General features: G+C 35.3%; 12 protein-coding genes. All 12 read left to right on the top strand.

Going from position 1 to position 12,937, the window contains the following annotated elements:
- Nucleotides 1-92: 92 nt before the first annotated feature.
- The 12 genes from BM157_RS03840 to hisD all read left to right on the top strand — a co-directional run bounded on the left by BM157_RS03840 (nucleotide 93) and on the right by hisD (nucleotide 12,894).
- Complete coding sequence (locus BM157_RS03840; RefSeq protein ID WP_070101484.1) at nucleotides 93-968, top strand: M23 family metallopeptidase; 876 nt, start codon at nucleotides 93-95, stop codon at nucleotides 966-968.
- Between the two features lie 86 nt (nucleotides 969-1,054).
- Nucleotides 1,055-1,855, top strand: coding sequence for a GTP pyrophosphokinase (locus tag BM157_RS03845; RefSeq protein ID WP_055174762.1), 801 nt, complete (start codon nucleotides 1,055-1,057; stop codon nucleotides 1,853-1,855).
- Nucleotides 1,856-1,878: 23 nt separating this feature from the next.
- A complete protein-coding gene (locus tag BM157_RS03850) occupies nucleotides 1,879-3,252 on the top strand; it encodes an RsmF rRNA methyltransferase first C-terminal domain-containing protein (protein WP_055174759.1) in 1,374 nt (457 codons plus the stop codon).
- A gap of 15 nt (nucleotides 3,253-3,267) precedes the next feature.
- Nucleotides 3,268-3,993 (top strand): pseudouridine synthase, encoded by a 726-nt coding sequence (locus BM157_RS03855; RefSeq protein WP_090139986.1) that lies wholly within the window; start codon nucleotides 3,268-3,270, stop codon nucleotides 3,991-3,993.
- A gap of 98 nt (nucleotides 3,994-4,091) precedes the next feature.
- Nucleotides 4,092-6,050, top strand: coding sequence for a YgiQ family radical SAM protein (locus tag BM157_RS03860; RefSeq protein ID WP_090139989.1), 1,959 nt, complete (start codon nucleotides 4,092-4,094; stop codon nucleotides 6,048-6,050).
- Complete coding sequence (locus tag BM157_RS03865) at nucleotides 6,047-6,622, top strand: hypothetical protein (RefSeq protein ID WP_055174751.1); 576 nt, start codon at nucleotides 6,047-6,049, stop codon at nucleotides 6,620-6,622. Before BM157_RS03860 ends, BM157_RS03865 begins: the two co-directional genes overlap by 4 nt.
- A gap of 15 nt (nucleotides 6,623-6,637) precedes the next feature.
- Complete coding sequence (locus BM157_RS03875; RefSeq protein ID WP_070101474.1) at nucleotides 6,638-7,792, top strand: RluA family pseudouridine synthase; 1,155 nt, start codon at nucleotides 6,638-6,640, stop codon at nucleotides 7,790-7,792.
- On the top strand, nucleotides 7,750-8,286 hold the full coding sequence (locus tag BM157_RS03880) for a Holliday junction resolvase RecU (RefSeq protein ID WP_022501751.1): 537 nt from the start codon (nucleotides 7,750-7,752) through the stop codon (nucleotides 8,284-8,286). Before BM157_RS03875 ends, BM157_RS03880 begins: the two co-directional genes overlap by 43 nt.
- Nucleotides 8,287-8,288: 2 nt before the next feature.
- Entirely contained in the window at nucleotides 8,289-9,554 is a 1,266-nt protein-coding gene (locus BM157_RS03885; protein WP_090139992.1) for a diguanylate cyclase domain-containing protein, read from the top strand.
- Nucleotides 9,555-9,673: 119 nt separating this feature from the next.
- Nucleotides 9,674-10,858, top strand: coding sequence for an ATP phosphoribosyltransferase regulatory subunit (gene hisZ / locus BM157_RS03890; protein ID WP_022501753.1), 1,185 nt, complete (start codon nucleotides 9,674-9,676; stop codon nucleotides 10,856-10,858).
- A gap of 48 nt (nucleotides 10,859-10,906) precedes the next feature.
- Complete coding sequence (hisG, locus tag BM157_RS03895) at nucleotides 10,907-11,551, top strand: ATP phosphoribosyltransferase (protein ID WP_055174745.1); 645 nt, start codon at nucleotides 10,907-10,909, stop codon at nucleotides 11,549-11,551.
- Nucleotides 11,552-11,604: 53 nt separating this feature from the next.
- Entirely contained in the window at nucleotides 11,605-12,894 is a 1,290-nt protein-coding gene (gene hisD, locus BM157_RS03900) for a histidinol dehydrogenase (protein ID WP_090139994.1), read from the top strand.
- Nucleotides 12,895-12,937: the final 43 nt, after the last annotated feature.

Below are 12,937 nucleotides of genomic sequence, written 5' to 3' on the forward strand. Positions count from 1 at the left end.
CCTTATTTGTCCGTTTAATATAATTTATTCTATTCATTACAACAGCCTGTTAGACATATTATTTAGTGAATAATAAAGTGAAAATGGAAAATATGAATAAAACGGACATTATAAATAATAAAACGAATCTGCTTATTATCACAATAGTATGTGCCTTAATATGCAGTATTCATCTTAATATTATAAGACACTATACGCGCATTGCGGCATATACGACATTAACCGTATCAGATGATAACTTCCGTGCAATGCAGGTGGAATGTGATTTGCAGGATATTATTAATAAGGCAGAACAGATGAATGTAAACCCTGCTGAGTTATTTATTGTGCTGTGTTGTATGAATGAATGTCATATAACGGACAATGCTGTTAAGCGGCTTACCGTGTCTGATTTTGACAAGGTCAAAACAATCTTCTGTAAGAAAAATGCTGCTGAATTCAAGCTGTTAAAACAAACCGCAACAGGCATACTATATGATATGGAATATTTTCCTGTGCCACACTCTTCAAAGACAGAGCAGTGGGTTAACTACGTTAATTCGTGGAATTATGAAAGAACCTACAAAGGTAACAGAACACACGAGGGAACTGATATATGTGCTGATATTAATAAAGATGGATTATATCCTGTTGTGTCTGTATGTGACGGAACAGTAACTAACGTCGGCTGGTTAGAGCTTGGCGGTTACCGGATAGGCATAACGTCTGCTAATAAAATATATTACTATTATGCCCACCTTGATTCCTATGCCAAAGCTTATAAAGCAGGTGATATAATTCATAAGGGAGAGCTGCTTGGCTATATGGGAAGTACAGGATACAGCAAAGTAGAGGGTACATCTGGCAAATTTCAGACACATTTACATTTTGGGATGTACATAACTGATAATTCAGGCAATGAAGTGTCAATCAACCCATATTGGATACTAAAATCTAATCAAAATAAGACTTTAATTTATGGTTATTAGTATCGTTATGTGCTATAATTATCGTCGGCTAATAGTGAAAAGATTTAAAGAATTTATGAAAATATATAATAGAAACGAGGACTTATATGGAAATACAGATGTGGAAAGAAATCCTTAACCCATACGAGCTTGCGGTAGAGGAGCTTCAGGTTAAGTTTAATCATATGGTTAAAGAATACCGACAGGCAGGCATATATTCTCCAATTGAACAGGTTTTAGGAAGGGTTAAATCTATATCCAGTATCTTATTAAAAGCCCAGAAGCATAATATAGACCTTAATGAAATTGAAGGACATATTCTTGACATCGCTGGTATAAGGCTTATATGCCAGTTTACTGATGACATATATAATGTAGCTGACCTTATAAGGGCAAGAAGCGATATGGAAGTCATAACTGAGAAAGATTATGTCAAGAATATCAAGGAAAGCGGATATCGAAGCTATCATATTATAGTCCAGTATAAAGTTGAAACTGTAAAGGGGACTAAGATAATTCCAGTAGAAATCCAGATACGAACACTTGGAATGAACTTCTGGGCTATAATTGAACACTCTCTCCAGTACAAATATAACGGCAATATTCCAAGACATGTAAGGGAACGACTTACATCAGCCGCCGATGCCATATATACGCTTGATAACGAGATGATGAGTATTCACGATGAAATTATTGATGCACAGAATTATGTATCTACCAAAGCTAACATTGTATCCGACATACTTAATAATATACAAAGCCTTTATAAAGTTGCTAACAAGCAGGAAATCATCAGAATTCAGGATGAATTCTATGAGATATACCAGACTGATGATGTTGCCAGACTGCAAAGATTCAGCAGGCAGGTAGATATGATTGCAGAGAATTATAAAGCACAGAGTATATAAAATGTATAAAGAAAGAGGATTTTATGAATTTACCAGAGAAATATCTTAATTCAATGAAAGATATGCTTAAAGATGATTTTGATGATTATCTTGAAAGCTTTAATGATAAAAGATTATATGGACTTCGTGTTAACAACCTTAAGATTTCAACAGAAGATTTTCTTAAGATAAGTCCATTTAAGCTTACACCCATACCTTGGATTGAGAATGGCTTTTACTATGAAGAAACAGATAAACCGGCAAAGCACCCATATTATTACGCCGGACTTTACTATATTCAGGAGCCTAGTGCAATGACACCAGCTAATGTACTTCCTATTGATGAGGGGGATGTCGTATTTGATATGTGTGCCGCACCGGGAGGCAAATCAACAGAGCTTGCGGCAAAGCTTAATGGCACAGGACTTCTTATAACTAATGACATAAGCAATTCAAGAACCAAGGCACTGCTTAAGAATGTTGAAGTATCTGGTGTTTATAACCTTTGTGTGCTTAATGAAGACCCAGCTAAGATATCAGGAAGATTCACAGAATTCTTTGATAAGGTTCTTATAGATGCACCTTGTTCTGGTGAGGGTATGTTCAGAAAAGATAATAAACTTATCAAGGCGTGGGAACAGAGCGGACCAGAAGTATATTCTGCAATACAGAAAAGCATTATAATACATGGTGCGAAAATGCTCCGCCCAGGTGGAATGATGCTTTATTCAACCTGTACATTTTCTTCTCTGGAAGATGAAGAGAGCATTAAATATCTTCTTGATAACTGTCCAGATATGAAACTTGTTGATATTAAACCATACGAAGGATTTACTAAGGGCTTTACTGATATTGATAATGATAATAAGTATAATCTTGACAAATGTGTGAGGATATTCCCACATAAAATGCATGGCGAAGGACATTTTGTTGCACTTCTTAAAAAGGATAATCCAGATGACATTAATAATGCACATTATACAAGAGGATCATTTAATACTAAAATTCCAGATGAGTTAAAGGATTTCCTTGCAAATGTATCAATGGATATCGACACTAAATATATTAATATAAGAGATAACCGCGTGTACTATATTTCCAGGTATATGGCTGATGAAAAGGGTCTTAGAATAATAAGAAATGGTCTTTTGCTTGGTGAACTTAAAAAGAACCGCTTTGAGCCAAGTCAGGCACTTGCTATGGCACTTACAATGAGACAGTATAATAACTGCATTAACCTTAGCGTAGACGATGAGCGTGTTGTAAGATATTTAAAGGGCGAGACAATTGACGTTGATGATTTTGCTGACAGCAAGGGCTGGGCATTGCTTTGCGTTGACGGATATCCTTTAGGCTGGGGTAAATCTAATGGCTCGCAGCTTAAGAATAAATATCTTGCCGGCTGGAGATGGATGTAGAAGGAAAGGACTTTAATGGTTATTAGATTAGACAAATATCTTTGTGATATGCAGGCTGGAACAAGAAGTGCCGTAAAAGACATAATCAGAAAGAAAAAAGTTACAATCAATGGTGAAGTTATCACACGTCCGGAAACTAAAGTAGATACAGATAAGGATGTTGTAACCATTGATAATAACGTGTTAGGCTATTCAGAATACGAATATTATATGCTTAATAAGCCAGCAGGCATTGTGTCTGCTGTATCTGATAAGGATTTTAAGACTGTCGTTGAACTTATAACGGATAACAAACGTAAGGATTTATTTCCGGTTGGAAGACTGGATAAGGATACAGAAGGACTTCTTATCATAACTAATGATGGTGATATGGCACACAGGCTGTTATCACCAAAGCACCATATTGATAAGACTTATTATGTTGTAGCAAAAGGCAGTATAGACAATAAATATATTGATGAATTTAAAAATGGGCTTGTTGTTGATAAAGATTTTACAGCAATGCCAGCAAAGCTTGAGATACTTCAATATAACAATCAGGATGATACAACATTTTTAAATATAACAATTCAAGAGGGAAAGTTTCATCAGATAAAAAGAATGTTTAAGGCAGCCGGTTCAGAGGTGCTTTATCTTAAAAGATTATCAATGGGAAAGTTACAGCTTGATGAAACACTTGAACCTGGAAAGTTCAGGCCATTAACCGGTAGTGAAATTGATTTATTAAAAAGCTGGAATTAACATTTGTGTCTGTGTGCACTTGACACAAATCAACCAGATACCTGTTAGATACATTGCAGTTATACTGCATTAAAGTGTGCACAGAAATGAGGATATATATGATACACGATTTTCTCCCCGTTTGCAGGGAAGATATGGAAAAAAGAGGGTGGGAGCAATGTGATTTCGTCTATGTTTCAGGTGATGCTTATGTAGACCACCCATCGTTTGGACCTGCTATAATATCAAGGGTATTGGAATCCTTTGGATATAAAGTTGGAATAATAGCACAGCCAGACTGGAAGAATAAAGACTCCATAACAATACTTGGTGAACCTCGTCTTGGATTTTTAGTGTCTGCGGGGAATATGGACTCTATGGTAAACCATTATACCGTCAATAAGAAAAGACGTCATTCAGATGCCTTTTCACCTGGCGGAGTTATGGGATTAAGACCTGATTATGCGACAATTGTATACTGTAACTTAATTAAGCAGGTATACAAATCAACTCCTATTATATTAGGTGGAATTGAAGCTTCATTAAGAAGACTGTCGCACTATGATTACTGGTCTGACAAAGTAAAACATTCCGTTCTTATAGATTCGGGTGCAGATATAATCTCTTACGGAATGGGCGAACATTCTATTGTTGAGATAGCTGATGCACTTAATGCAGGAATTGATGTAAAAGATATAACTTATATCAATGGAACTGTATACAAGACTAAGACATTGGATAATTTATCTGACTATATAAATCTTCCATCCTATGATGAGATTGTAAAAGATAAAAGAATATATGCTGAAAGTTTTTATACACAATATAAAAATACTGATCCATTTACTGCAAAGATACTTGTAGAAAAAGCCAAAGAAAAACTATATGTCGTACAGAATCCACCAGCAAAACCGCTTACTACTATGGAGATGGACGATGTATATGCACTTCCGTATATGAGAGATTATCACCCAATGTATAAAGCAGATGGCGGAATACCGGCTTTATCAGAGATTAAATTCTCAATAACAAGCAACAGAGGGTGTTTTGGAGGCTGTTCATTCTGTGCCTTAACATTTCATCAGGGAAGGATAATTCAGGTAAGAAGCCACGAATCCATTGTTGATGAAGCTGTTACTATGACTAAAGATAGAGATTTCAAGGGGTATATACACGATGTTGGAGGACCTACAGCTAATTTCAGGCATACTTCCTGCGAAAAGCAGCTTACTAAGGGCGTATGTATGAACAGACAGTGCCTTTTTCCGGCTCCCTGCAAGAATCTTACAGTTGACCATTCTGATTATATTAAGCTTTTAAGAAAGCTTCGTAAAGTGCCTGGCGTTAAGAAGGTGTTTATCCGTTCAGGAATACGTTTTGACTACTGTATGTGTGATGCGGATGATACATTTATTAAAGAGTTATGTGAACATCACATAAGCGGACAGTTAAGGGTTGCACCTGAGCATATATCAGATAATGTCCTTACGAAAATGGGCAAGCCTTCCAATGATGTATATGAAAAGTTCTTACAACGTTATAAGCGCATTAATAATAAGACAGGCAAGCAGCAGTTCGTTGTCCCATATCTTATGTCAAGCCACCCCGGTTCGACTATGAAGGAGGCGATTGAGCTTGCAGAATATATAAGGGATCTTGGTTATATGCCCGAACAGGTGCAGGATTTCTATCCAACACCATCAACGCTGTCTACCTGTATGTATTATACAGGCTTAGATCCTGCTACTATGGAGAAAGTATATACTCCTGTAAGCCACCACGAAAAGGAAATGCAGAGAGCCCTTATACAATACCGTAATCCAGATAATTACGATCTTGTTAAGGAAGCCCTTATTAAAAATGGACGTACAGACCTTATAGGATTTGGACCAAAATGCCTTATTCCACCAAGAAAAATATCCCATAACACAGGAGGAAAGAACTTTTCATCAGGCAAACATAAGACTGTTAAAAATACCACAGCTTATAACAATAAGGGAAAACATAATAGTGCTGGTGCGGGTAAAAGAAGTTCCAATAATAAATCAAAATCTACTAAAAAAGGACATAAGTTATGAGTAAAAAAGAAAAAGGTGAGTTTGGTTATCTTAAATACAAAAGAAGTTTTAACCTGCTTCTTACTATTATTGCATTTTTAATAATTGCCGCAGTATTTGTAACAGGTTTAATAATCTTTAAATCAAGAAATAATTATATGACACTTGTGGCAACTGTTCTTGTACTTCCCGGTGCTAAAATAGCAGTTTCTTATTTTATATTACTGCCACATAAGGTATGTGATAAGGAACTATATACAAGCGTTGAAGCTGCAAAAGGAGAGTTATCAGCTTTATATGATGTAATTGTCAGCAATAACAAAAAGCCCATTGGCGTATGTGCTATGGTCATATCTGACAACACAATAATTGCATTAAGCCATGATAAAGCTCCGGATAAGGCATTATTTGAGACAAGCCTTAAAGAATTCTTAAAGAATGATAAGTTAAATGTGACTGTCACTCTTTATACAGAAAAGGATACATTTATTAAAAGAGCAGCTAATATGGCGGCTAACTATGACAATAGCGATACGAATAAGAACAATCGTATAAAGTATGTAACTGAAAGCTGCCTTAATATGTGCTTATAATATGTGGAGTGTTGAATGAAAGAATTAATAATAGATAAATTAGGCGACAACCAGAGGCTTGATAAGTATCTTTCAAAGTATCTGTCTGCCGCAAGTAAAAGCTTTATATATAAAATGCTTAGAAAAAAGAATATTACACTTAATGACAAGAAGGCTGACGGAAGTGAAAAATTACAATCAGGCGACTCTGTCAAAATATTTTTTTCTGATGAAACACTTAATAAGTTCAGTGAAGGCAAAAGCTGCATATCTAATGCTGTCAGTAGACAGACCAATAATATGACAGACAAAGCTGCTGATAACACTGCTAATGAACCTGCTGTAAGAACAGATGGCAAACATACAGACAGCACGGCTGATAAATATTCCTACACAGCTTCTAAAAAAGGTCTTTCTGTTGATTATGAAAAAATATACAGACCGCTTGATATTGTGTATGAAGATGAGAATGTCCTTTTTATTAATAAGCCTGTTGGTATGCTGTCACAAAAGGCAGATAAAAATGACTGCTCTTTGGTAGAATATATTACAGCATACCTGCTTCATAATAATTCTCTTACATATGAAGACCTTGCTATGTTCACGCCGTCAATATGCAACCGCCTTGACAGAAATACAAGCGGCATAATTGCGGCAGGTAAGACGATGAAAGGCTTGCAGGAGCTTTCATCACATTTTAAGGAAAGAACACTTACCAAATATTATATATGTATCGTGGCTGGAAAGGTTGATAAAAGACAACTGATTAAAGGCTATCTTTACAAGGATAAAAAGCTTAACAAAGTTACAATATGCCAGACGCTGCCAAAGGGCAGGGATACAAGTGAATATCTTCCAATCGAAACGGAATATATCCCTGTTGCATATTCTGATAATGCCACGCTTCTAAAGGTTCATCTTATAACCGGACGAAGCCACCAGATACGTGCCCACCTTGCAAGTATCAATCATCCGCTGGCAGGTGATTATAAGTACGGAAAAGCTTCTTTTAACAGAAGGTTCACTGACAAATACAATTGTAAAAGCCAGTTATTACATTCTTATGAGCTTAATATACCTGATATGGATATCCATATACATACGGATATTCCAGATATATTTTTAAATATATTAAAAGGAGAAAATATATGGCAGCCTGGAATTCAAGAGGTCTTAGAGGCTCTTCATTAGAAGAATATATTAATATGACCAATGAGAAATATCTTCTGAACCATTTAGGACTTATACAGAAGATACCAACACCTATAACGCCTATTAAGATTAATCAGGAGACAAGACAGATTACACTTGCGTACTTTGAACAGAAGAGTACTGTTGATTATATAGGTGTTATACAGGGAATACCTGTATGTTTTGATGCTAAGGAATGTGCTGCAGATACATTTCCAATACATAATATACATGAACATCAGGTTGAATTTATGAAAGAATTTGAAAGGCAGGACGGAATTGCTTTTATAATATTATTTTTTTCAGCAAGAGATGAGTTCTATTATTTGCCATTTTCTGATATAATAAAATTTTGGGAAAGAGCTAAAGCTGGTGAAAGAAAAAGTTTTACTTATGATGAGATTGATAAAAGCTTTAGAATCAATTCTGGCAAAGGCATTATGATTCACTATCTGGAAACGATTCAAAAAGACTTAGACAGACGGGAGCAGTAATTATGAAACATAATTATCTTGACAATTATGAATTAGTCAACGGATATGCACTTATTGACACGGATTTTTCGATTATCACAGCTAACGAGAAAATGTACAAATTTCTTGGTGCTGTGCGAAAGGCAGCAATCTCTGATGCAATTCATCAGGTAGATATTGATGATTTTATTAATGTGTCTAATAACCTGCGTATTGGGCAAAGTAAAAGTATGGTTCTGCGTATGAAAAGAGTTGATAACTCATACAGATGGGTTCTTATGGATATAAAAAGACTTTATATGTCCAATAACCACAAGAAAGAATACCTTGAACTTAATATATCTGATGTCATTGGTCTTAAAAATCATACTAATCATCTTAATGAAGATATAGGAATATATAGGAGAGTGCTATCAATAAATGATAAATTAGTCTACACCTATGAATATGATAAAGATTTATTTACCATATATAATTATGTTAATGACGATGCCATAGCTGTAATATCTTCAACTATTGATGATGTATATGAAAGAATTCTAAAAAAAGGACTTATACCAAATAAGTCAATAAAAGAATATACTGCATATTTTAATAATATAAGAAATGCTAAGAGTGTGTACCAGCACCATTTTAGTATAAATGTCAATTACGGTGATGGATTAAAGCCTACCGGCTCATATATAAATGGCTCAACAATATACTCACAAAGAAAACCAATACGTTCAGTTGGAACACTTAAGCTTCCAGATGCCAATAATGTATTTTCAAAGACTACATATGATTATGAAGACTGTAATAAAATGCTTGGACGTGAGGGACTTGAGAAATATACGCTTAACAATATTTCTTATAATAAAAATTATAGATTTGCATTTATCAAGGTTCATATTGATAATATTACTGAATACAAGGATACCCATGGCAAAAAGGCTTATAATACAATTCTTGACATAATCAAAGAAACATTATTAAAGGTTGTAGAATACCGGGGTGTAGCAGGTAATCCTGATAATGAAACAGAATACGTTGTTATAGTTAAAAATCTTTATAATGAATCAGAGTTAAGAGCATTTATCGAATATATGAGATCGCGTATTATATGGGAATGTAAAGCATTTGATGTCTCATTTATGCCGTTATTCTCTATAGGAATTGGACGATATCCTGATAACGGAACAGATTTTAAGGTTATAACTGATAAACTGATAAAAGCCACAGATATTGCTATATCAAAGGGCGGTAACAGATATATAATCTACAAGGAAGACATTCATGGAGAACTATAATATTGTATACAATCAGGCTTGACAGCCTAAAAGTCATTATGTATAATCTCTTTAACATATTATCACGTTACTTTAGTAAAGTGGCGCTGGTATAAATTTTACACGAATCGAGGATGATTATGAAAAAAGATCTGCTTCATACACCTGAAGGTGTACGCGATATATACAGCACTGAATGTGTTGAAAAGAAAATAATAGAAAACAAGCTCCACGATGTATGCCGTCTTTACGGATATAACGATATACAGACACCATCTATTGAATATTTTGATGTATTTAGCAAAGAACGAGGCAGTGTGCCTTCTAATGAAATGTTCAAGTTATTCGACAGATATGGCAATACTCTTGTGTTAAGGCCTGATATGACACCTTCTATAGCAAGAGCAGCAGCTAAATACTTTGAGGATCATATTCTTCCTATTAAACTCTGCTATGTCAGCAATACATTTATTAATGTCAGCAAGTATTATCAGGGCAGATTAAAAGAGAATACAGTTATCGGTGCTGAATTAATAGATGATGCTTCAATTGATGCGGATTACGAAATAATCTGTATGGTAATTGACTGTATGAAGAATGCTGGGCTTACTGAGTTTCAGGTAGAGCTCGGCAATGTAGCTTTCTTTAACGGATTATTAAAAGATGCAGGAATTAAAGGAGATACATACGAAGAACTTCTTAATCTTATTAATGAGAAGAATTATATCGGTGTAGAAGAAATCCTTACTAATCTTAATATTGATAAGAATACAGCTAAGGTATTATTAGAGCTTCCACAGCTTTTTGGACAGGCAGAGGTGCTTGATAAAGCCAGAAGCCTTACTAATATTCCAGAATGCATAGAGGCTGTTGACAGACTTACCAATCTTTATGAGCTTCTTAAGATTAATGGCTACGATAAGTATGTATCCTTTGACCTTGGTGAATTAAGTAACCATACATATTACACAGGAATTATATTTCACGCATTTACATTTGGAACGGGCGAACCAATTGCAAGTGGTGGACGATATGACAAGCTTCTTGGACAGTTCGGCTGTGACAAGGCTTCTATTGGTTTCTCTCTTATAATTGACAGACTTATGGCTGCAATTAACAGACAGAATATAGAGATTGAAGTTGAATACAGCGGTGTGCTTCTTGTATACAGTGAGGATAAGCTTCAGGATGCTGTCAAACGTGCTAATGAATTAAGAAAAGACGGCATTAATGTATGTATGATAAGAAAGAATAATAATAAGTCTGAAAGCCAGTATATTGAATATGCAAAGGCTTCACAGCTTTCAGATGTTGTTTATATTTAACATGCACAGATTTAATCTGCTCTATAAAGAACAAGAATGGAGATTAGTATGAGATACATAACTATTGCACTGGCTAAAGGCCGTTTAGCTAAAAAAGCACTTGAGATATTTGAACATATCGGTGTAACTTGTGATGAGATGAAAGACGAGAACACAAGAAAGTTAATATTCACTAATGAAGAGTTAGGTATAAGATTTTTCCTTGCAAAGCCTTCAGATGTTCCAACATATGTAGAATATGGTGCGGCTGATATTGGTATTGTAGGCAAGGATACACTGCTTGAGGAGGGACGTTCATTATATGAAGTATATGACCTTAAAATCGGGCAATGTAAAATGTGTGTATGTGGTCCAGCCTCAGCCAGGGAGAAATTACAGCACCACGAACTTATAAGAGTTGCTTCCAAGTATCCTAATATTGCCAAAGACTATTTCTATAACAAGAAGCACCAGACAGTAGAAATCATAAAGCTTAACGGTTCAGTTGAGCTGGCACCTATTGTAGGGCTTTCAGAAGTTATTGTTGATATTGTAGAGACTGGTGCAACACTTAGGGAAAATGGTCTTGAAGTTCTTGAAGAAGTATGCCCATTATCAGCACGTATTGTTGTTAACCAGGTAAGTATGAAAATGGAGAACGAAAGAATTACAAAGCTTATTAATGATATAAAGAATTACCTTGAGAACAAATAATTGTTTATATTAAATAATAAAATATACATTCAACGAATGGGATGGAGGACTATATGAGAATAGTTAAATTAACAGATGAAACTAAGAATAATATCCTTGAGGATTTATTAAAAAGAAGTCCTAACAGCTACGGAAAGTTTGAAGCAGCCGTTAATGATATTCTTTTAAATGTAAGAACTAACAAAGACGAGGCTCTTTTTAAGTATACTAAAGACTTTGATAAGGCTGACATTAATGCTTCTAATATCGTTGTAACTAAAGATGAGATTGAGGAAGCTTATACAAAGGTTGACCCAGCTTTAGTTGATGTAATAAGAAAATCTCTTAAGAATATTAAGGAATACCACGAAAAGCAGAAGCAGTACAGCTGGTTTGACTCTAAACCGGACGGAACTATTCTTGGACAGAAAGTAACTCCATTAGCAAGAGCTGGTGTATATGTACCTGGCGGAAAAGCTGCTTATCCATCATCAGTTCTTATGAACGTAGTACCTGCTAAAGTAGCAGGTGTTGAACAGATTATTATGTGTACACCTCCAGACCACGAAGGGAAGGTATATCCTACAACACTTGTAGCAGCTAATGAGGCTGGCGTTGATGTTGTATACAAGGCAGGCGGTGCTCAGGCAATTGCAGCTATGGCTTATGGTACAGAGTCTATTCCAAAAGTTGATAAAATATGTGGTCCGGGTAATATCTATGTTGCCCTTGCTAAAAAAGCTGTGTTTGGTTATGTAAGTATAGACTCTGTTGCAGGTCCTAGTGAAATTCTTGTAATTGCTGATGAGACAGCTAACCCAAGATATGTAGCCGCAGATCTTTTATCTCAGGCTGAACACGATGAGATGGCATCAGCAATCCTTATTACAACAAGCAGTGAGCTTGCCAATAAAGTATCTGCTGAGATTGACGGCTTCTTAAAGGAACTATCAAGAAGTGAGATTATATCTAAATCACTTGATAACTATGGTTATATTCTTCTTGTAGACGATATCAATGAAGCTGTTTCAGTTGCCAACGATATAGCATCAGAACATCTTGAGATTGTAACTAAAGATCCATTTAATGTAATGACTAAGATTAAGAATGCAGGTGCAATATTCCTTGGAGAATACAGCTCAGAGCCTCTTGGAGATTACTTTGCTGGTCCTAACCATGTACTTCCTACTAATGGTACAGCTAAATTCTTCTCAGCATTAAGTGTTGATGACTTTATTAAGAAATCAAGCATAATATCTTATTCAAGGGAAGCTCTTGAAGCTATACATAATGATATTGAGAACTTTGCGTCAGCAGAACATCTTACTGCACACGCTAATTCAATAAAAGTTCGTTTTGAATAAATCGGACATTATATGTGATGTTATGGGTAGGATATCTTTTTTG

The sequence above is a fragment of the [Lactobacillus] rogosae genome, from assembly GCA_900112995.1.
GTDB lineage: Bacteria > Bacillota > Clostridia > Lachnospirales > Lachnospiraceae > Lachnospira > Lachnospira rogosae.